We start from the raw sequence: 20,717 nt of genomic DNA, 5'->3' as shown, positions 1-20,717 counted from the left end.
CGGCTCAAGGATTCGTCGCATGTCCCGCATGAAGCGCGTGAAGCGCACCCTCGCCCTCGCCGCCGTGAGCGCGGCCGGCCTGCTGATGACCGTGGCCGCCACCCCGTCCGTCGCGGCACCCGCCCAATCGCCCGCTCCGGCGTGCGTGGAGTACTACCAGAGCTGGCGTTACACGGACGTCGTCAACAACTGTGCCGAGACCGTGGCCGTCACCGTCGAGTACACGAACGGCCAGGACGCTCCGTGCCGCGTCATCGCACCCGGCGCCTGGGCGACCTTCGCCGGCTACGGCACGGACGGCAACTACGCGATCGCGGTGCGAACGTGCGAGCCGTCCGTTGCCGAGGTAGCCCCGTAAGAACTGCTGAAGCAACCATGCGACTCACTCGGCCGTCGATGACCGAAGCCGCCTCCTCCTCAGCGTTCGCCCTGCCGGCCAGTGCGGACGCGGGCGTCGCGACGGCGGCTGGTCATCCGGCCAGGTGCTTGCCGAAGAAGTCGGTGAGCTTGGCGACGGCAGCTGCGACGTGTTCGTCCCTGTCGTACAGGTCGATGTGCGTGGCGCCGTCGATGACGAACAGTTCCTTGGGTTCGGCCGCCCGTTCTATCGCTTCCCGGCTGAAGTACGCGGTCTCCGCCTCGGAACCCACGATCATCAGCAAGGGGCGGGGGGCGATGAGCCGGATCATCGCGTAGGAGTCGTACTGGGCCAGTTGGTCGGCGCTGCGCAGGACCCACCCCTGGACCGCTCGAGGGTGGTATCCGCGCGGGGTCCGGTAGAACTCGTAGGTCTCCCGGAACTGCCGGGTGCCAGTCGCCGGCAAGTCTTCGGCGTCGTCGGGGATCCAGGCCACTGTCTCCGGAGCCTCGCCGCGAGCCTCGGCGGTACGCGCCGCCGCGGCCCGGTCGAGCAGGGCCGTGAGGACCGCGGGGTCCTGGGCGCGGCCCAGCCCTTCACGGATCACGGAGCCCATGTCTCCGGCACTGACCGTGGCGACGGCTTTGACCCGGTGGTCGGTCTGCGCGGCGTAGGGGACGTATCCGCCTGACGCGCAGATGCCCAGTGCACCGATCCGGTCAGGGTCGATGTCGTCACGGGTGGTCAGGTGAGTCACGGCGGACTTGATGTCCTCGGCCCGCTGGAAGGGGTTCTCCAGTCCTCGCGGCTCGCCCTCGCTCTCCCCCTGGTAGGCGGCATCGAAGACGAGCGCGGCAAATCCCTCCCGGGTCAGGCGCTCGGCGTAGACACTCGGGCTCTGCTCCTTCACACCACCCCCCGGGTGGGAGATCACAATGGCCGGCAGGCGGGCGTCGATGCGCTCGTCGGGGGTGAAGAGAGTCCCGGCGACGGCCAGATCGTTGCTGGGAAACGTGACGTCGGTCTTCACGGTGTGTGTCTCCTGTCGTGCGGGTGGGTAAGGAAGTGGCCGCGAACGCTGGGAACGCTCCGTGCAGTCCTCGTCCTCACCGACAGTCGCACGCGGCTCAGGGTCGGGTAAGGGGCTTCTTCTGTCCCAGGACTGTGCTGTCCTGGGACACGCCAGGCCCCCTGTCACAGGGTCGGCGCGCTGTCACACTGGGGCCCATGAGCAGCAGTAACGGCCATGTCAGCGAACTGGGCGCTTTCCTGAAGGCGCGGCGTACGGAGCTGAGCCCGGCCGAAGCGGGACTCCCTGGTTCCGCCGGCAGGCGCAGGGTCAAGGGTCTGCGCCGCGAAGAGGTGGCGTTGCTCGCGTCGATCAGCCCGGACTACTACACGCGCCTCGAACAGGGCCGCCGCCGGGCGTCCGAACCGGTACTGGATGCCCTCGCGCGTGTCCTGCGGCTCGACGACGGTGAGCGCGCCTACCTGCTCGAGTTGTCGGGCCGGGACACAGCGCGGCCGCGTCGGCGCACCTCGCAGAAGGTCCGGCCGCAGCTACGGCGCCTCCTGGACGACCTCTCCACCACACCGGCCGTCGTCCTGGGCCGGCGTACGGACATCCTCGCCTGGAACGCCATGGCGTCCGCCCTGTTCATCGACTTCGCGCGGATTCCGGAAAGGGACCGCAACTTCGTACGACTGATCTTCCGTGAGCCGGCCGTCAGAGCGCTGTACGCGGACTGGGAGTGGGCGGCACGGATGACCCTGGCACAGCTGCGCATGGAGGCCGTCCGCGATCCCGAGGACCCACGTCTCACCGAACTTGTCGGCGAACTGTCGGTGCAGGATCCCGACTTCCGGCGCTGGTGGGGTACCCACCGGGTCGCGGCCCAGAGATCCGGCACGAAAGTGCTGGACCATCCGGTCGTCGGCCCGCTCACCCTCGACTGGTCCTTCCTCACCTCCACCGACGATCCCGACCAGCAGCTCATCACCCTGACCGCCGAACCCGGCACGACGAGTCACGACCGCCTGCGCACCCTCGCCTCACGGACCTCGGGAGCCCACGACCGGCCGTAGGCAGAAGTGCTCGCCCGGACAGCTCCTCCGCGATGGCGGGGGCCTCATGGCCGTCCGCCAGCAGGGTGAGAACCTGACGCTCTCGTCCCGACAGAGGCGGCATCGCCTCGGGGCCCGCCGCCCGGTGACGCAGCGGCGTGACCGGGGGCAACCTCTCCAGCACGACGACGAGCCCTCCGCGCAGCACGGTTAACGGCATGCGTTCCGGGCGGCTGGCGCCGCTCCCCCTCCCTGGCCGGCGAACCACTGGTCAACGGTGTGCCGGAATGCCGCGCGGTCCGGATCAAGTCCGTCTGCACAGGCGACCCTGCGCCGGGAGCCGGACGGCACCTTCCCTCATCCACTGGGACACTGCCGTCCGCGAGATCGCCGCCCGGCTGAAGACCGTGCGGCACCTACGGCGGCCAACCGATCTTCTTCTACGGCGGCGGACAGGGCAACCAGCGCGCGCTCCGGAGGGGTACGAAGGACTGAGCCTCCTCGTCAGTGGGAACTCGGCCTCGGCCAGGACCAGGCCTTGAGAGGGCGTTAAGTCCGTTTCTGGTAGCGGCCGCGTCCCGGTTGCTCGAGGAATCCCTGGCGGACGAGTCGTCCCAGGCGGGAGCGGGTGACGTTGATCGAGGGCTCGTCGGTGGGCAGGCCGAGGTGCTCATGCAGATCACGGACGCGGAACACCTCCCCGGGGTGCTCGTTGAACGTGGTCACGATGCGCTGGTAGACGGTCGCGATGGCGGTCTCCGCGGGGGCCGGTGCCTGGTCGGGAGGGGTGAGGCCGTCGATGACCTTGCCGGTGGCAGCGAGCTCGGCCAGGCGGGCTTCGGTCTCGGCGAGGTCGGTGGTGAGCCGCTCGATCTGCTCGCGCAGGTGGTCGGCGCGGGCAGCGGTCTCATCGTGCTCGGTCTGCAGCAGCCGCAGGAGTTCGCAGACGTTCACGCGGCCAGCTCCACGTCGTCCCGCCAGGTGGGGGTAGGGGTGGTGAGGCGGCGGAGCATGCCGGCGGTGGAGGCCCAGTAGACGCGGGAGGCCGCGTTGTCGGGCCGGTGGTCGTAGTCGCGGGCGAGGCGCCGCTGCAGCATGAGGGTGCCGTTGACCTGCTCGACCACCCACCGCTTCGGTTGCGGGACGAAGCCTTTCCCCTCGTCGTCGGGGTTGCGGCGGACCACCTCAACGGTGATGTCCTTCACCGCCCCGTGGATGATCACGGCGTCCTTGAAGCCCTGGTCGACCAGGACCTTCTCCAGGCGCATCCCACACCGCTCAGCCGCCTGGTCCAGCAGGGCGATGCCGGCTTCGTTGTCGTGCGCGCTCGCAGCGAGGATCACCACACCGATGACCAGGCCCAGCACATCGACGGCCAGTCCCCGCTTCCTGCCGGGCGTCTTCTTGTTCGCGTCCAGTCCCGTCGTCTCCTTCGGCACCCCGGCCGCCACGCGGACGGACTGGGTGTCGATGATCACCAGGGACGGGTCCTCTAATCGTCTGGACCGTTCCCGCACCTGGCAGCGCAGGATCTCCTGGATCCGCTGGTCAAGGCCGTCCTGGCGCCACAGGGTGAAGTAGTAGAACACTGCCGACCAGGCCGGGAAGTCGTGCGGCAGAAGCCGCCACTGACAGCCCGTCCGGTTCTGGTAAAGCAGCGCGTTCACGACCTCGCGCAGGGCGCAGGAGCCCGGGTCTCCGGTCGCCGACCGCGCCACCCGCTCCTGCTTCCACGCGGTGACCAGCGGCTCGATCAACGCCCACTGCTCGTCGGACAAGTCGGTTGCGTACGGCGTCCGTTCCATGCCCACGACCCCATCATGTACACGCCATGACACGAGGACGGAACTGTCCCATCACCCACGAACGGGCGACACCACATCATCAGGAACGGGACTTAACGCCCTCTGAGAGGGCCGTCGAAGACATCGACGCTCAAACGGAACAGGGCTCGATCAGCTCGCGGCATGGTGAATGATGGACTGGCCGTCGGTGGCGGTGATGTCGATGTCGGACAGGTCCACGTCACTTGTGCCCACCCGGACCGCATCCGCTTCTCGTCCCGTGGCGTGGATGCCGCCGGTGACCCTCAGGGTCCCCACCTCGCCGTCGATCTCGACCGTCGTCAGGTGGTCCCCGCTCGTGGCGATGCGCCCGTCAACCGTGGCCGTACCGATCCGACCACCTTGTTTGACGCTCAGGGCCACCGCGGCCAACTCCGCCTGCATTCCCCGCACCAGGCTGAGCGTGGTGATCGGGGCCTGCACGTCGAGGCTGCCGAGGACGCCGAAATTGACGAACCCGATTCCGCTGGGGCCGTGCGAGGTCACCGGTGCGGTCGCCGTCCACGTCTGCACCTGACCCCAGTTGTCCAACACCATGTCGTTCTGCCCGTACGTGGTAACCGGCCCGCAGTTGAGCACTTGGCCGACCACGGCACCCGAGATGACAAACACCCCGCCGCTGATCAGGTCCGTTGTCCCGGCGGGGATCCCGCCGTCGGTGTGGATCTCTCCGGTACACAGCGTGTTCACCCGCACGGTGCCCCCGTCTGCGACCCCGTCCCAGTCGCCGTGCCCGCCGACGAAGACGCCGCTGCCGAGCACCGGACGCTCGGGGCAGCGTACGGTCACGCTCTCCAGAATGTTGTCCCGCGTCAACCGCACGCCCTTGGCGCCGAACTCCAGAACGCCGCCGCGCAACCGTACTCCTGGTGCAAGCGTCACCATCGGCATCCCGCGAACCACACCGTTGACGGACCCCTCACGCTCACGGGAGCGAACACGACCCTGTCGCCGGTATCTCCCTCCGTGTCGAGCTTGTCGTCGGGCGATACAGCGTTGATACGGGCCCGAGCCGTGCCGGATGCCCCGAGACCACGGTTGGAAGGCACAATGCCTACGGAACGGGATGTCGTCGCGCGCCGACGGTGTCCGGCCGTGGGTGACAGGGAAGGAAGGGCCGGAGTCGGTGAGTGAAGGTGATGCCCCGGTGCCCGTGGCGATTCTCCTGGTCGAGGACGACGAGGTCATCCGCAGGTCGGTCACGATGGCTCTGGAGCGCTACGGCTACCGTGTCGCCTCCGCCGGTGACGGGCTGACCGGGCTGGAGCTGTTCCGGGAGGGCCGCCACGATCTGCTGCTGCTCGACGTGATGCTGCCCGGGCTCGACGGCATCGGCCTGTGCCGTCGCGTCCGGGAGACCAGCATGGTTCCCATTCTGATGATGTCCGCCCGGGGCGATGCCCTGGACGTGGTCTCCGGCCTGGAGGCGGGCGCCGACGACTACGTGGTCAAGCCCGTCGACACCGCCGTGCTGGTGGCCAGGATCCGCTCGCTGCTGCGGCGGGCCGTCTACTCCCCCGGCGCCGCCCCGCCAGCCGCGAGCCCGGAGGAACCGGCCGGCGATCGAGCCGGGGAGCACAACCTGCTCGTCTTCGGCGACCTGTCCATCGACACCGCGGGCCTCGACGTCTCCGTGGCCGGCCGGCCGGTCGCGCTGGCCCCCACCGAGCTGCGCCTGCTGCTGGAGTTCGCCGCGCATCCCGGCACCGTCCTCGACCGGCAGACCCTGCTGCGCAACGTGTGGGACTACGGCTGGGACGGCGACAGCCGCGTCGTCGACCTGTGCGTGCAGCGGCTGCGCAAGAGAATCGGAGCCGAGCGCATCGAGACCGTGCGCGGGTTCGGCTACAAGCTACGGCGCTGACGTGAACGCCGTGCGTGACCTGCTCAACTGGCGTTCGCTCCGCTGGAAGATCGTTCTCCTCGTCGCTGTGTGCTGCGGCGCCGTCGCGCTGACCGTCGGGAGCCTGGTGCACTCCAGCACCCTGGCCCGGTCGATGAACGACGGCGGCGCCAAGGCCGTCACGGCTCTGGCCCGGGCGCTGGAGGACTACGAGCGGGACGGCGTCCCGCCCACCGCACTCAAGGTGTCGCCCGGGGAGATGCCCGACGAGCTGCTGCGCGAGCTCCGCGACCGGCAGGACTTGAGCGACGGATACGCCACCTGGTACGACGCGGACGGCCCAGGCGACCATCCGTCGATGTGGGCGGCGCGGACGTATCGCGGCGAGCCCGTCGCGCTCGAGGTCGACATGACGTCCGACCTGCTCACGAGGCGCGCTTTGGACCGACACATGTGGAAGTACTCGCTGTTCGCCCTGGCCGCCGTCGTCCCCGTGTCGGCGCTCGCCGCGGAACTGCCGCACCGCAGACTGCGGAGGGTGGCACAGACCACACGCCGGATCGCGGCCGGTGACCTGACGGCCAGGACCGCGGACAACCGTGGCAGCGACGAGATCACCGACATCTCGGCCACGGTCGACTCGATGGCCGACAGCCTGCACCAGAGGCTGCTGAGCGAGCAGCGCTTCACCGCGGACGTCGCCCACGAGCTGCGCACCCCGCTGATGGGCCTGCTCACCGCGAGCGAGCTGCTTCCCGAGGGGGAAGCCACCGATCTCGTTCAGGACCGAGTGCGGGCCTTGCGCACGCTGGTCGAGGACCTGCTCGAAATCTCGCGCCTGGACGCAGGTGCCGAGCAGGCCGAGCGAGAGCGCGTTCCGCTCGCCGAGGCGGTTGCGGACTCGCTGGCCCGTACCGGTCTGGAGACCGGCCTCGCCGCGACCGGTGCCGGGTACGCCGAGACCGACCCGCGCCGACTCGACCGGATCGTCACCAACCTGGTCGTCAACGCCCACCGGCACGGCCGCGGACCGGTCACGGTGACAGTCGCGGGCACCACGGTCACGGTGCGCGACCACGGTCCGGGGTTCCCGCCCGAGCTGCTCGCCGACGGACCGCAGCGCTTCCGTACCGGGACGCCGGAGCGCGGTCGGGGACACGGACTCGGGCTGACCATCGCGCTCGGCCAGGCCCGACTCGTCGGAGCCTCTCTGACCTTCGGCAACGCGCCCGACGGCGGCGCCGTCGCCACCCTCCGCCTGCCGGTCGCCGGCTGACGCGGGTGCCGGGGGCCGAGCCCCGTGGCACATCCCTGCCTCGGCACTGAGTAGCTGTTTCTGATCCCCGGTTCTGAGACGTCGTTTCTATTGGTGGATGAGTGCCGGGCATCATGGTCGTCGATGGGAACCGATGGCGAGAGGACGGGTGCGGCAAGTGTCTGGAGGCGTACAAGCGGATTTGACCGAGCTGTGGCAGCAGCACTGGCCCGACTGTCCTCCGGTCGGGTACAAGCTCCGCGACCCGTACCGGGATCTCTGGGTGCGCTTCCACAGCCTGCCGGAGTCGAAGCGATACGCAGAGGTTGAAAGCGAATACGGCGTCGTCCTGGAGCGGTACAACACCGTCCTTGATGAGTTGTTCGCCGGTGGGGATATCTACGTGATCACCCCGGTTTGGGCGACCGAAGCCGAGGTTCCGCCATCCCAGCCAGGCGATGGCTACTGGCAGACCCTGCTGGTGGAGGACGATCCAGACCCGGAGTTCCGTACCTACTGCCACCTCTTCGCCGCCCGCCGACCCTGGCGATATGGCTGCCTCGACGAGCCGCTCCGTGACATCGCTGACGACAAGGTGGCGGGAGTCCTCATCACCGACACCCAGATGCGACGCATCTACCACCCCTACGACGGCGGCGCCGATGTCTTCCTTGCTACGCCCGGGGAACGGGATCGGACGCGCGATCGGCATGCCGACTGGCTTTCCAGCCACCCGTCGGGTCTCTGACGTGGCCAGCTCACCACCCCGCCCCCGTCGCCGGATTCAGGTAGTCAGCCGACGGAAGCAGATGCGGAGTGCCGCTATGCCGACGAAAGCGAGGAAGTGTTCGGCCTTGCGCTCGTAGCGTCGGTGGAGCCGTCGGCAGCCGGCCAGCCAGGACACGGTCCTCTCGACCACCCACCGGTGACGGCCGAGCCGCTGTGAGGACTCGACCCCTTTGCGGGCGATACGGTGGCCGATGCCGCGGCTGCGGAGCCACCGACGCAAGTGGTCGTAGTCGTAGCCCTTGTCGGCGTGCAGCTTCGCCGGGCGTCGGCGACGCGGGCCGCGACGGGAGCGGATGGGTGGGATGCCGCGCACGAGCGGTTCCAGGCCCAGGCTGTCGTGCATGTTCGCACCGGATATACCCAGAGACAGTGGGAGTCCGTTACGGTCGGTAATCAGGTGGATCTTCGATCCCAGCTTGCCGCGATCGGTCGGATTCGGTCCCGTCAAAGGCCCCCTTTTGCAGCCCGGACACTGACCGAGTCGATTGCGCACCGCGACCAGTCAAGCTCACCCCGGGCACCGAGTTCGTCGAGCATGACCCGATACAACCTGGCCCAGACCCGGTCCCGGCTCCACTGAGCGAACCGCCGGTAGACCGTCTGCCAGGCCGGACCGAACACCGGCGGCAACTGCCGCCAGGTGCAGCCCGAGGTCGCCACGAAGATCATCGCGGCCAGAGCCTCACGGTCACCCGCCCGGCGGCGGCCCCCACCCTGCGGGCGCTTCACCTCAGTCGGCGGCACCACACGCCGGAACAGCACCCACAACTCCTCCGGCACTAACCGCTCCACCAGATCCGTCATGCACGGATCAACGAACGATCACGCCATAAGAAACGATGTCTAAGGAATCTTCGGTCGCCCGGCCGAACCCTCGCCCAGACCTCAACTTCACCCCAGTGCGCAATGGCATGGACTACCTCTCGAGGGCAGTCGATGAATTGACCGAACGCGCCGGCCCTCCGAGCGATAGTGACCTGAAATACGCTGTACTCCACCTACAAGCAGCGACAGAGGTTCTACTCAAGGCAAGGCTGGTCGGCGAACACTGGAGTCTTGTCTTCAAGAACCCCGGCGGGGCAACTCTCGAAAACTTCAAGAAAGGAAAATTTGAGAGCTGCACCATCGAGGCGACCTTGGATCGGTTGCACAATATCGCACAGGTAGAAATCTCTCCATCCGACCGCGCCGCAATCAAAGTGCTGTCAGATGACCGAAACGCGCTCACACACTACGGTCACACAGCGAACGCATTCCAAGTCGAGGCTCGATCAGCGCGAGTTCTCAGCTTTTTGCTGCAATTCATTACCGAACACCTTAGACCGATGCTGTTGGCCGAGTTCGCCAAGTTGGTGGCGTACGACCCTACTGACTCCCCGTTGGTCGCCGTGGAGAAGGGCCTCCAGCAGCCTGGTGCCGTAAAAGCCCGGCGCGAACTGGAGCAGGTCGACCAAACCATGGACGAGCTGCGTATGAAGCTGGGAAGGATTCAGAAGTACGTCGAGAAGCGCTTGAATGATATATCGACCGAGCTGGCGCCCTGTGCAGCCCATACAGTGCAGTGTCCCGAATGCCGCCAGTGGGCGTTGGTAGTTAACAATGACGCAAGCTGGAAAGCAATCAAGTGCCGTTTCTGCTTGGCCACGTATAAGGGTGAGATGGCAGCTCTTCAATACGTGTGGAGCCTGCTCGGCGAGGACAACGGAACTGTGCAGCCTTGCCCAAACTGCAAAGCAGCAGACACCTTGGTAATTGGCGCTAGCACTGCCGCCCAAAAGACTGCAGCTATGGCCATCTGCTTCAACTGCGCCCACACGCCTTATGAGGAAGGGTCTGATGTTTAGCGCTGCCCTTACCCCGGACCGAACCACTTCGAGCAAGGATGCGTCGTCGGCATGACGCTGCGGGACCAGGACGAGGAGATCGTCGACGCCGAACTCGTCGAGGACGGGGAGTTGGTGCGCGCCTCGCCGGCTGCCCGTCCGCTCGTCGACGCGCACACGGTGCTGATGCCGGGCGAGGAGATCCCGACCAGCGACGACCCCCGCACGACGTACACGAAGCGGGACCTGTACGTCAGCGAGGAGACCGCCCAGGCCCTCAAGGAGGCGGAGCGGGAGGGGGCGCCGCAGCGGCGCACAGCGATGCGGTTGTTCGAGGCGTGGTGTGCGCAGCAGGGGCGCGTGGCGAAGCCCTGCACGACGGCGACGTACACGGAGTACGGCCGGCACCTGATGGCGAAGGGCCTCAAGGTCACGACGATCCGGCACTACATGTCCCTGATCCGGACGGCCATGCCGCCCGGGAAGAAGCCGGACAACAGCCTGTTCCTGCTGCTCCTCGGGCAGTACCGGAAGAAGAACAAGCGGGCGCTGCGCAGGAGGAAGCGTTCCCGATCACGCTGCCGTACCTGGTCCCGATGATGGAGAAGGCGGAGGCGGACCGGCCGATCGGCTGGCGCGACTCGGCGATGTTCGCCTTCGGGTACCGGTTCCTCGGGCGCAGCATCGAAGACGTCGACCTGAACCTCGAGGACCTGACGATCACCGACGACCGCGTGTTCGTCTGGCTCGCCGAGGACAGGACCCACCAGGGCGAGGAGCAAACGATCATCCTCCATGACCGGGAAGATCTGCGCCTCGTCTTCCGTCTACGCCGGTACGTCAACTGGCTGGCCGAGCAGGGCATCACCACCGGGCCGGTGTGGCGGGAGATCCTGCGCAGCGGAAGGGTCGCGTCGCCAGAGACCCGGGCCACGAAAGGGGGCGGGGCCACCAAGCGCGGCCTCTATCTGCGCCCGCAGACCGTGAACGACCGGGTGAAGCACTGGTTCGCCACGGCCGGGCTCAAGAGCGACGGGCGCCCCGTCTCCTCGCACGGCCTTCGCGCCGACGGCGCCACCGGCCTCGGCACAAGCGGCGCGACGGACGAGGAACTGGAAGCGGCCGGCCGCTGGAAGAAGGGCTCGCGCATTCCTCGGGAGTGGTACGTCCGGCCGACCAAGAACGCGGCCCGAGACCTCTTCAAGAAAGTGCCGGTGCACGACCCGAACGCCCAGGCACAGGAGTGACCTGAGCATGTGACGGGGGCCCGCACAGCCGTGTACGGGCCCCTTCGGACGTGCTCAGGTGGCAGGGGAACACGGCGCGCATAGCGGCCGCAGTGAGGACGAGGACGCAGAGGATGCCCGCAGGACGTCGCTCAGCTCCCCCAGGGCGTTAAAGGGCGGGCTGCCGTTCGGGGCAACGTCGAGCACGGACTGGACGGCGGAGCGGGCGCGGCCGGTGGCGTCGATCTGCTACTCAACGTCGGCCATCACTTCGGCGGGGAGGGCTGGAAGGTGCGGGACAGGGCGGCAGCGTTGTCGAGGGCGATGAGCGGGTCGACGGTGAGGGGGACTATCTTACCGAGGTCGACGGTGCTCGCCGCTGTGCGCGTGTGCAGCTGGGCGCCGAGGCAACCGCACGCGGCCTACTCGAGCTGGTTGTAACCGCGAGCCGCACTCGCTCATCCCTGATTCCCTGGGGTGGGGGACGCATCTTCGGGTTGCGCCCACCAAATCGAGCAGGACGAAGATCCGGACCACACACGGGCCAGCATCCGGCTCACACTGAGCCCAATCTACGCTTCCCTGGTCACGGCATCGCTCACGATGTACCACCATCAGACCAGGAACCTGCTGGACCCTCTGCTGATGCGGCCGAGCATGGCTGCTTGACACCAAAATTTCCGGCGCCCCTGCCTCGTGAGCTTCCTTATCTGGCCAGCCGACCAGCGACGCAAGGCACCTGACACCCCATCAGAACGAGCGTCACGAGCGTCACTTCAGCGTCAAGACATCGCCCGGAACGCCCACACCGCACATAATGCGCACGGGTAAAGTCGCAGGTCAGAACCCCTTCGCGACCGGTTCAAGGATCGCGACACACTCCACGTGATGCGTCATCGGAATCACATGGAGCCGATCAGCAAACCTCCTCTGCGCATCACGATCCTCCCGGACTTTCCGGTCCGTAGGGACTCCACCCCCTCAGGTATGCCTTGAGCTCGTCTGGCATCGCTCCCCTGGGAGTGGGCATCCCTGGAAGCCGGTTCAAGGGGTCGATCGACCTCGCGAATACGCATGCCCAGTCCAACCAGCGTCTGGCCGATTCCAGAATCGGCTCCTCCACGGCGCCACCCAGTTCTACAGGCGACGATCCAGAGCGTCGCAATAGACACCGAGTACGGCAGCCTCCTGCCAGCGTCCCACCTGTTCACGAAGCGCCTCTGCGAGTTGATCCCGAACGGCTCGCTTCTTTCGTCGTCATCGGGGTCGGGGAGACTGGCACGACAGTGATGACCGTCTCAGAGCGCCTCAGCCCCTTGGCGGTCACTGATCGTGTCCACCGCAGGGGTGGCCTTCACCTCGTCGCCGCAGGTGAACCCGGCTTCCCGTGGGGAGAATCTGGGGAGTATCCGCGCCGCTGGGGAGCGCATGGGGAGGATCGGCGACATAACGCAGCACGAATCTGAAACGCCCTGAAAGACGCATCCGCACAGGTCAGCGGCTGATGCGGCCACATCAATGCAGGTCAGCCCCATCCCGTGGACAACTCCATGCCGAAGGTGCCCTGGAGAGTGGGTCGGGTGGTGAACATGGGCCTCTCACCTCGCTGTGTCTCACGTGTGCCGTCCCGGACGACGGGCACTCACGACGGGTCCTGGGGAGTGTTCGGAGAGTTCGCGCCAGTGGCCTCGCCCTCCTGCTCCCCGAGCAGGCTATCGATCGTCCCGAATCCCTTCCTCCCCGCCTCCGGCAGGAAGGGGCGGTCGATAGGGTCGGAGGACGGCCTCTGAAGAGGGGCCGCGGGCAAGGCATTCGGAGGTAGTGGGCAGCATGTGTGGACGACCCGCTTCCCGCCTGCCGTGAGCGGTCGTCCACACCTCGGGAGGCTTCGACATGGTGCACGCTCTGGCATGCGGGGCCGTCGTGGCACTCTTCGGGCTCTCCTACGTCGTGTACGTGGCCCTCCGGGCGCTGTGGGACCTCTTCGCCGGCAAGGTACGACTCAGTGCACGGGGGGTGCGTGCCCGAGGGACGTGTGCCGGACATACGAGCGGCCGTTACGGCACCGGTGTCGTCGTCACGTTCGCGGACTTGTCCGGCATGACGCATCACATGGTTGCCAGTGCGTGGGAGGGTGTTCTGCCGGAGAGGGGCAGCGAGGTGGAGATCGTCTACTTGCCGCGGAACCCGAAGGTGGCGGGGGTCTGGCCGGTGCGCGCACTCGTTCCCAACGCCCTCTACATGGCAGTGGCGGTCCCGGTGCTTCTTGCGGCGGGCACGGCATGCCTGTTGGCCGCAGCCTGGATCGCCAGAACCGTGTGGTTCTCCGGTTGACCTCGATCCCGGCGTGGCGCGACTCCGAACGGCGGGGCCAGGAGGGTGTCGCAAGGATCACGGGCGCCCCGATGCCGTCCGGCGACGCGCGGGCTCTGTACGAACTCCGTTTCCCCGTTGTATGACTTCTCCCTATGTGATGGCGGAGGCGTTTTCCCGAGGCGCGCGCTTCGGGTGTCGGTTGACAACGTTGTCCACAGGGAGAGGGTCCGTGCTCGTCATGCCTGACAGATCCAAGAGACCGCCGATACGGCCGGCCGGGCCCCGGGCCCTGCGTTCCGCGGTCGCCGCCGTGGTCGCCGGGGCGCTGGGCCTCGCCGCGTTGACGGGCGGCGGCACCGCCGCGGCGGTGCCCGGCCCGACCGCGTCCGCCGCCGAGGGGGCGTCGGGCGGGACGGACTACACGAAGCTCGTCGACCCGTTCGTGTCGACCGCCGGCGACGCCGGCAACGACCTGCCCGGCGCCCAGGCTCCGCACAGCCTCGCCAAGGTCAACCCGATGACCGTGCCGGACCGCAACCACTCCGGGTACGACTACGACGAGGACCACATCGCCGGGTTCACCGCCACGAACCTGGACGGTGTGGGCGGTTCGGGCGGCGGCGGCGACCTGCTGGTCGTCCCGACCTCGGAGCAGTACGGCACGCGCCCGGCCCCGAGCACCTACGCGCACCCCTACAGTCACGACGACGAGAGCGCCACGCCCGGCTCGTACCGGGTGGGGCTGGGGTCGCCCGCCGGGACCATCGACGCCGAGATGACCGCGACGACGCGCACGGCGCTCGAACGCTACAGCTTCCCCGCCGGTTCGCGGCCCCAGCTCGTCCTCGACCTCGCCAACAACTTCACCAGCCGCACCCGCGCGACCCTGGACGCCACGGAGCTGAAGGACGGGACCACCGCGATCAGCGGTCTCGTCGCCGGGTCGTTCAACGGCGCCTCGTACCGGCTGTACTACTACGCCACCACGAACGTCCCCGTGACCTCGCTGCGCAGCTGGGGCGACGACGGCACGCTGAGCGGGGCGAGCACACAGGACGGCACGGACACCGGCGCCGTCCTCGGCTTCGACGAGACCGACGGCGACGACGTCGAACTGCGCGTCACGCTGTCGCCGATCAGCGCCGAGCAGGCCGCGACCGACCAGCACCACGAGGTCGCAGGCCGCACCTTCGAGGAGGTGCGCGCGCAGACGCGGGCCGACTGGAACGACACCCTCGGCGCCGTCGCCGTACAGGCGTCCCGGAAGGCCGACCCGGACTCGACGCTCACCAGGCAGTTCTACACGCACCTGTACCGCATGTACGCGCTGCCGGTGAACGCCACCAGCACCAGCGGCACGTACCGCGGCGTCGACGGCGCGGTACACGAGGCGAACGGCTTCACGTACTACGACGGCTGGTCCACCTGGGACGACTTCCGCAAGTACTCCGTCGAGGCGTACATCGACCCGGCGACCTACCGTGACATGGTGCAGTCCGCGGTGATCCTCTTCGCCGACGCGCACGCCGCGGGCAAGAGCCTCGGCAGCCTCACCCACTCGGTGCCCACGGTGCGCTGGGAACGCTCGGCCGTGGTGATCGCCGACGCGCTGTCGAAGGGGTTCAAGGACTTCGACCGGCTCGACGAGGCGTACCCGGCGCTGAAGTCGTACACCGGCTACTACACGGGCACGCAGCTGCGGCAGGGGTACGTCGCCGGTGATCCCGGCACGACGGTCCAGCGCGGCTACGACCAGTGGGCGCTGTCCGTCATCGCGGACGCGCTCGGTGAGGACGCGGACGCCGAGAAGCTGCGCGGGCAGGCGACGATGGCGATCGACAACCTGGTCAAGCCCGGCGCCTGGACCGCGGACGACGGCACCGAGGTCGGCCTGCTCACCCCGCGAGACGGTGACGGCGCCTGGCAGCAGGCCGACTACGAGAAGTTCGAGGAGGCCAGGCTCTACCAGGGCACGCTCTGGCAGTACCACTGGTACGACGCCTACGACATGGGCGGCCTCATCGAGGCCATGGGCGGCGAGAAGGCCGGCCGGGCGGCGATCCGGCACATGTTCGGCGAGGACTCGGACGCCGACGACGGATCGACCATGCTGCACTCCAACGCCAACGAGATCGACCTCCAGGCCCCCTACCTCTTCAACTACGTCGGTGAGCCCAGCCTGACGCAGAAGTGGGTGCGCGCCATCTACACGGGCGAGACCTGGAACCGGTACATCGCGACGGGCTCCACGGGCGAGGCCCCCAGCTCCGGCGGCGAGTTCAGGCCGCCGGTGAAGACCAGGGCGTACGAACTCGCACCGGACGGCTTCCTGCCGACCATGGACAACGACGCCGGCACCATGTCGACGATGTTCGTCGCCGCCGCCCTGGGGCTGTTCCCGGTGACCGCGGGTTCCAGCCAGTTCCAGATCGGCAGTCCGTTCTTCGACTCCACGACGATCAGTTACGCGGGCGGCGCCACGTTCACGGTGCGGGCCGACGGCGTCTCGCCGAGCGACTACTACGTGCAGCGTGCCACGCTGAACGGCAAGCGGTTCACGAACACGTGGCTCGACTACTCGCAGATCGTGTCCGGCGGCACCCTGAAGTTCGACATGGGTTCCAAGCCGTCGTCCTGGGGCTCCCGCACGGAGCCCGCGTACTCGCTGAACACCGACTCGGGCGACGACGACGGCGACACCGGGCCGGGCAAGGGGGCGACCGTCGTCTCCGCCCGCCCCGAGACCGTCGCCACCGCCGCGGACGGCACCGTCGACGCGAGCGTCCGGCTCCGCCTGTCGGGGAAGGCGTCGTTCGCCGCGCGCGAGGGGACCAGCCTCACCGGGAGCGGCGCGGCGAGCGTCACCGGCCTCCCGGAGGGCGTCACGGCGGACCTGCGGGTCACCGGCAGGCGCACGGCGTCGCTGAGACTCACCGGCACCACGAGGACCGACGTACGGTTCGGGCTCACCTTCCGCGACCGTGCCTTCGCCCACGGCGTACCGGCCTCGACGGTGACCGGCACCGGGGTGTCGGTCACCGACCCGCTGGTCGTGTCGGCCGCGGCGGTGCACCGCGCGAGCCTGGACGCCCTCGTCGACGAAGCCTCCCTGGTGCGCGAGGGCAACTACTCCGACGGTTCCTACAGCCTCTTCCGGGCCGCACTGGACCGCGCGCGAACCGTCCTCGCCGACTCCGCCTCCGGGACCGGCACGCTCATGGCCGCGCACGACGCGCTGCGGTCCGCCGCCGACGCGCTCACCCTGGACGAGGGCGGCTACGCCGTCCTCCAGGCCGAGGACCCCGACAGCATGGAGGGCCCCAGCCTGGTGAAGGAGGCGTACTACTCGGACGGCGACCTCGGTGGCGTCACCGAGGGGGCCTGGGAGCAGTACACCGGGCTCGACTTCGGCGGGGTCGCCCCGCGCAGCGTCTCCGTGCGCTACGCCAACTCGCAGGCCACGACGGCGGAGCCGAGCAGCGTCGACGTCCACGCCGGAGACGCCGACGGGCCCGTCGTCGCCACCGTCTCCCTGCCCGGGACCGGCGGCTGGCAGTACTACACGACGGCGCGGGCGGCCGTCACCGATCCGGACGCCCTGCTCGACGCGTCGAAGGCGACGTTCGTCTTCCACGCCCCGTCGGGCCGGCAGTGGGTGTCGAACTTCGACTGGTACCAGTTCTCGCCGGAAGAGGCCGACCCGGCCTCTCCGATCACCACGCTCGCCACTCTCACCACGGCCAACGCCTCGGCGAGCGGCGGCGGTTCGCTGCCGCTGAAGACCTCGGGCGGGGTCTTCGAGAACGTGACGAACGGCGCGTGGGCCCAGTGGCGGGGCACCGATCTCGGTGAGGGCGCCGACACCGTCGCCATCAGCTACGACAAGCCCCGTTCCCGTGCGGCGTCGGACTCGCACATCGAACTGCGCCTGGGTACGAAGGACGGCCCGGTGGCCGTCGACATCCCCCTCGACTACACCGGCTCGGGCTGGGGCACCGTCGCCTCCACCAGCGTGCGGGTCGACCCGGACGCCTTCGGCGGCGCCCAGGACGTGTTCGCCGCGTTCGTCTCCAGCACCCACACCGACGCCCAGCCCTACGTGGCCAACGTCCACTCGCTCACCTTCACGCGGGAGGCGGACGCCCCGGTGGTGTTCGACGCGACGGCGTTCGAGGGCAGCAGCGGGGGCGGTCTCAAGAGCGAGCCGGCCACCTGGAGCGGCGCGGGTTCCGCCACCAGCCTGGGCGGCACCTACGACGGGGCCTGGCTCGACTACGGGGACGTCGACTTCGGCGACGCCCCGAAGAACACGCTCACCCTCACCTACGTCAACAACTCCGCTCGCTGCGGCACCGGTTCGGCCGTCCAGCTCTATCTGGACTCCTTCGACGTGGACGACCCGGGCACCCCGTACGCGACCGTCCCGCTGCCGGTCACCGGCAGCTCGTGGTCGTCGGGAGGGACGACCAGCCTGACCCTGCCGCGGGCCGTCACCGGCACCCACGCCGTGCACCTGCGGCTGACGACGAACGCGGACTCCTCGCACCCCTACGTCGCCAACCTCGGCCGGGTGACGGTCGCTCACGTGGCGGCGCCCGCCGAGACGGACCTGTCCGCCCTGCGCAAGGCGGTCGAGCAGTACGTCGGTACGGCCGACGACGCGGACCGGTACGGCGCGATCGACTTCGGGGTGTTCGCCCGCGAACTCGCCGCCGCCCGCGATCTCCTGGAGGCCGACGACGCGACGCAGCTCGAGGCGGACCTGCGGACCCGGGCCCTGACCCTCGCCGCCAACCAACTGGTGCCCCTGCCGCGGCTGAAGCTGGAGAACCTGGTCGGCGCCGCGTCGGCGCTCCCCTACGCGCGCTACACGGATGCCTCCTGGAAGGCGTTCACCACCGCGCTCACCGCCGCGAAGACCGCCGTCGCGGACGACGCGGCGACGGACGGGACCCTCACGGCACGGTACGAGGCCCTCGGCGACGCCGTGTCCGCGCTCACGACGAAGCGCAGGACGGTACCGGCGGCGCCCGCCGCGGTGTCGGCGACCGCGTCCGGCACGAGCGTGAAGGTCACCTGGTCGGCGCCCGAGGACGACGGCGGTTCGCCGGTCACCGGCTACGAGATCACCCTCAGTGGGGGTCGGCAGGTCGTGATCGACGACCCGGACAGCCGGAGCACGGTGTTCACCCGGCTGGCGGACGGCACCTCGTACACGGCGCGCGTCCGGGCGGTGAACGCACTCGGCGACTCGGCCCCGAGCACCGCGACCCAGCCCACCGTCACCGGCGACAACAGGCCCCGGACGCCCACCGTCACGGGCGTGGTCACCGACGGCAAGCGGGTCCGGGTGAGCTGGCGGCCCGCCGGCGACGGCGGCTTCCCGGTCGTCGGCTACACCGTGGCCCTCGACGACGGAACCACCGCGCATGTGTCCGGCACCACGGACACCGCGCTGCTGACGACCGCGGGCCGGGCGAAGGGCCACTCCGCCACCGTGACCGCGGTGACCCTGGCCGGCAGCTCCGACGACCCGGACCCGACGGCCACCCCCGCCAGCACGGCGACGACCACCGCCACGGCCGTCAGCGCCTCCGACCCGTCGGACTACGAGCCGTCCCCCTTCCCGGACGACGTGCTGGGCGCCGCCTACCCGTCGGACTCGTGGCCCGCCACCGACGACGGAGGCGACTACTTCAACCGGCTCCTCAGCGGCTTCGACGACCTCGCGCCCGGCACCCTCGGAGCCAACGGGAAGCTGTCCGAGGGCACTTCGCCCACCGCGGAGAACGACACGATCACCCTCGGCATCAACAACGCGGCGACACGGAAGCAGGTCGACCGCGCCATGGTGGACGCCTCCCACAGCGCCACCGTCACCCTGGCCGACGGGCTGGGCTCCCGGCTCGGGCCGCTCTACCGCGAGGCCCTCGACGGAGGCCGACTGCCCAAGACCAGCGCGCTGTTCTCCCGCGTCACCAAGAGCCTGGACACCCACGACGCGGCGAAGAACCACTACCAGTACCCGCGCCCGTACGTCCGGCTCGGGTTCGTCGGCGACGGCGGCGGCGTCTACGAGTCCCAGGACGGCTCGTACGCGGGCCTGGCCACCAGCGGCTCGTACCCGAGCGGCCACACCTACGGCGGCTACGAGGCCGGGACGATCCTCGCCACGCTGCTGCCCGAACTGGCTCCGTCGATTTTGACGCGCGCCTCGGAGTACGGGAACAACCGCATCGTCCTCGGGTTCCACTACCCGCTGGACGTCATGGGCGGCCGGATCACGGCCCAGGCCACCGTGGCGCACCGCTGGGCGGACCCCGGCTTCGAGAGGCTGCTGACCCAGGCGCACACCGAGATCCGGAACGTGCTGCTGGCCCGGTGCGAGGAGAAGGGCTACGGCGACACGCTCACGGCCTGCGCGGGAGACCCCTACGCCGGTCTGAGCACGGCTCAGCAGATCGATCAGTACACGCAGCGCCTGACGTACGGGTTCTCCCGGACCGGCAGGGCCGGACAGGCCCTCGACGCGCCGTCCGACGCGGCGGCGCTGCTGATCACCGCGTTCCCCGGCCTGACCGCCGAGCAGCGCACCCAGGTGCTGGAGCAGACCGCGACGGACTCCGGGTACCCGCTCGACCTCACCGGGTCCGGGGCGCCGAGCTGGCAGCGGATCAACCTGGCGGCGGCGATGGCGGCGGACGTGGTGGTCGACGCGGACGGGTCGGTCACGGTGACCAACTCCCCCGACGCCACGAAGGCGAGCGTCGCGGACGCCTCCGCGATCACCGTGGGGGGCGTCGCGCTCGACGGGTTCGACCCGGAGGTGTCCACGTACGTCGTGGACTGGCCGAAGAACAGGCGGACCCCGGCCGTCGGTGCCGTGACGGCCGCGTCGGGCGCGCGGGTGAAGGTGACGGCCGGGAGCCCGACGGTCTCGTCCTCCCAGCGCGGGTTCACCACCCGCACCGTCACGGTGACCTCGGCGAACGGCGCGTTCACCCGCACCTACACGGTCGGCTTCCGGCCGGCGGAGCAGCGTCCGCACCGGCCGGGCGCGGTCTGGCACGCCGACGGCGGGACGGCCGCGGGCGGTGGGACGGCCGCGGGCGGTGGCGGTCTCTGGTCGCCGGCACGGGAGTGGGAACTGACCGTTCGATGACCGGGGTGGACCGCCGCCGTCACGGCACGTCCGTGGC

At 69.2% G+C, this 20,717-nt stretch carries 15 protein-coding genes; 10 read left to right on the top strand and 5 right to left on the bottom strand.

The window, feature by feature from the left end; genetic code table 11:
• Positions 1 to 19: 19 nt before the first annotated feature.
• Positions 20 to 358: an alpha-amylase gene (locus BJ961_RS11590; protein WP_007388238.1), complete on the top strand. Its 339-nt coding sequence runs from the start codon at positions 20 to 22 to the stop codon at positions 356 to 358.
• A gap of 112 nt (positions 359 to 470) precedes the next feature.
• On the opposite strand, the gene BJ961_RS11585 is transcribed toward BJ961_RS11590, so the two are convergent.
• Positions 471 to 1,388: an alpha/beta hydrolase gene (locus tag BJ961_RS11585; protein ID WP_271321252.1), complete on the bottom strand. Its 918-nt coding sequence runs from the start codon at positions 1,386 to 1,388 to the stop codon at positions 471 to 473.
• 197 nt (positions 1,389 to 1,585) lie between these two features.
• Between BJ961_RS11585 and BJ961_RS11580 the strand changes: the two genes are divergently transcribed.
• The gene (locus tag BJ961_RS11580) at positions 1,586 to 2,443 is read left to right on the top strand and encodes a helix-turn-helix domain-containing protein (RefSeq protein WP_125634023.1); all 858 of its coding nucleotides are present in this window, start codon (positions 1,586 to 1,588) and stop codon (positions 2,441 to 2,443) included.
• Between the two features lie 528 nt (positions 2,444 to 2,971).
• Here the strand turns inward: BJ961_RS11580 and BJ961_RS11575 are convergent.
• The 3 genes from BJ961_RS11575 to BJ961_RS11565 all read right to left on the bottom strand — a co-directional run bounded on the left by BJ961_RS11575 (position 2,972) and on the right by BJ961_RS11565 (position 5,157).
• Complete coding sequence (locus BJ961_RS11575; RefSeq protein WP_271320152.1) at positions 2,972 to 3,376, bottom strand: hypothetical protein; 405 nt, start codon at positions 3,374 to 3,376, stop codon at positions 2,972 to 2,974.
• Positions 3,373 to 4,227 (bottom strand): IS5 family transposase, encoded by an 855-nt coding sequence (locus tag BJ961_RS11570; protein WP_271416969.1) that lies wholly within the window; start codon positions 4,225 to 4,227, stop codon positions 3,373 to 3,375. The genes BJ961_RS11575 and BJ961_RS11570 overlap by 4 nt, the downstream gene beginning before the upstream one ends.
• 150 nt (positions 4,228 to 4,377) lie before the next feature.
• Entirely contained in the window at positions 4,378 to 5,157 is a 780-nt protein-coding gene (locus BJ961_RS11565) for a hypothetical protein (RefSeq protein ID WP_271321251.1), read from the bottom strand.
• A gap of 262 nt (positions 5,158 to 5,419) precedes the next feature.
• Between BJ961_RS11565 and cseB the strand changes: the two genes are divergently transcribed.
• The 3 genes from cseB to BJ961_RS11550 all read left to right on the top strand — a co-directional run bounded on the left by cseB (position 5,420) and on the right by BJ961_RS11550 (position 8,112).
• A complete protein-coding gene (gene cseB, locus BJ961_RS11560; protein ID WP_176156289.1) occupies positions 5,420 to 6,130 on the top strand; it encodes a two-component system response regulator CseB in 711 nt (236 codons plus the stop codon).
• A gap of 1 nt (position 6,131) precedes the next feature.
• Entirely contained in the window at positions 6,132 to 7,385 is a 1,254-nt protein-coding gene (locus tag BJ961_RS11555) for a sensor histidine kinase (RefSeq protein WP_164413965.1), read from the top strand.
• Between the two features lie 181 nt (positions 7,386 to 7,566).
• Positions 7,567 to 8,112, top strand: a complete 546-nt coding sequence (locus BJ961_RS11550) for a DUF3885 domain-containing protein (protein ID WP_248844602.1) — start codon at positions 7,567 to 7,569, stop codon at positions 8,110 to 8,112.
• A gap of 36 nt (positions 8,113 to 8,148) precedes the next feature.
• Here BJ961_RS11550 and BJ961_RS11545 read toward each other — a convergent pair.
• A protein-coding gene (locus BJ961_RS11545; RefSeq protein WP_107104626.1) for an IS5 family transposase occupies positions 8,149 to 8,957 on the bottom strand; the annotation gives its coding sequence in 2 pieces (ribosomal slippage) (positions 8,149 to 8,607 and positions 8,610 to 8,957; 807 coding nt in all).
• Positions 8,958 to 9,052: 95 nt separating this feature from the next.
• Between BJ961_RS11545 and BJ961_RS11540 the strand changes: the two genes are divergently transcribed.
• The 5 genes from BJ961_RS11540 to BJ961_RS11520 all read left to right on the top strand — a co-directional run bounded on the left by BJ961_RS11540 (position 9,053) and on the right by BJ961_RS11520 (position 20,680).
• On the top strand, positions 9,053 to 9,997 hold the full coding sequence (locus BJ961_RS11540; protein WP_271321250.1) for an MPN domain-containing protein: 945 nt from the start codon (positions 9,053 to 9,055) through the stop codon (positions 9,995 to 9,997).
• Between the two features lie 51 nt (positions 9,998 to 10,048).
• Positions 10,049 to 10,576 (top strand): hypothetical protein, encoded by a 528-nt coding sequence (locus tag BJ961_RS11535; protein WP_161376415.1) that lies wholly within the window; start codon positions 10,049 to 10,051, stop codon positions 10,574 to 10,576.
• The gene (locus BJ961_RS11530; protein ID WP_161376414.1) at positions 10,573 to 11,223 is read left to right on the top strand and encodes a site-specific integrase; all 651 of its coding nucleotides are present in this window, start codon (positions 10,573 to 10,575) and stop codon (positions 11,221 to 11,223) included. The genes BJ961_RS11535 and BJ961_RS11530 overlap by 4 nt, the downstream gene beginning before the upstream one ends.
• Before the next feature lie 1,872 nt (positions 11,224 to 13,095).
• Positions 13,096 to 13,536 carry a DUF3592 domain-containing protein gene (locus BJ961_RS11525; protein WP_271321249.1) on the top strand — a complete coding sequence of 147 codons (441 nt, stop codon included), beginning with the start codon at positions 13,096 to 13,098 and terminating at the stop codon, positions 13,534 to 13,536.
• Between the two features lie 220 nt (positions 13,537 to 13,756).
• A complete protein-coding gene (locus tag BJ961_RS11520; RefSeq protein WP_271321248.1) occupies positions 13,757 to 20,680 on the top strand; it encodes a glycoside hydrolase domain-containing protein in 6,924 nt (2,307 codons plus the stop codon).
• Positions 20,681 to 20,717: the final 37 nt, after the last annotated feature.

Source organism: Streptomyces lienomycini (genome assembly GCF_027947595.1).
Taxonomy (GTDB): domain Bacteria; phylum Actinomycetota; class Actinomycetes; order Streptomycetales; family Streptomycetaceae; genus Streptomyces; species Streptomyces lienomycini.
Note: the sequence above shows the minus strand (reverse complement) of the source record. Positions and strands in the feature narration are given on the sequence as shown.

Bases quoted from the DNA above. Each gene is read 5' to 3' on its own strand.
- BJ961_RS11525 (WP_271321249.1), top strand. From the start codon at position 13,096: ATGGTGCACGCTCTGGCATGCGGGGCCGTCGTGGCACTCTTCGGGCTC.
- BJ961_RS11520 (WP_271321248.1), top strand. From the start codon at position 13,757: ATGCCTGACAGATCCAAGAGACCGCCGATACGGCCGGCCGGGCCCCGG.
- BJ961_RS11570 (WP_271416969.1), bottom strand. From the start codon at position 4,227: ATGGAACGGACGCCGTACGCAACCGACTTGTCCGACGAGCAGTGGGCG.
- BJ961_RS11535 (WP_161376415.1), top strand. From the start codon at position 10,049: ATGACGCTGCGGGACCAGGACGAGGAGATCGTCGACGCCGAACTCGTC.
- BJ961_RS11580 (WP_125634023.1), top strand. From the start codon at position 1,586: ATGAGCAGCAGTAACGGCCATGTCAGCGAACTGGGCGCTTTCCTGAAG.
- BJ961_RS11590 (WP_007388238.1), top strand. From the start codon at position 20: ATGTCCCGCATGAAGCGCGTGAAGCGCACCCTCGCCCTCGCCGCCGTG.
- BJ961_RS11565 (WP_271321251.1), bottom strand. From the start codon at position 5,157: ATGCCGATGGTGACGCTTGCACCAGGAGTACGGTTGCGCGGCGGCGTT.
- BJ961_RS11530 (WP_161376414.1), top strand. From the start codon at position 10,573: ATGATGGAGAAGGCGGAGGCGGACCGGCCGATCGGCTGGCGCGACTCG.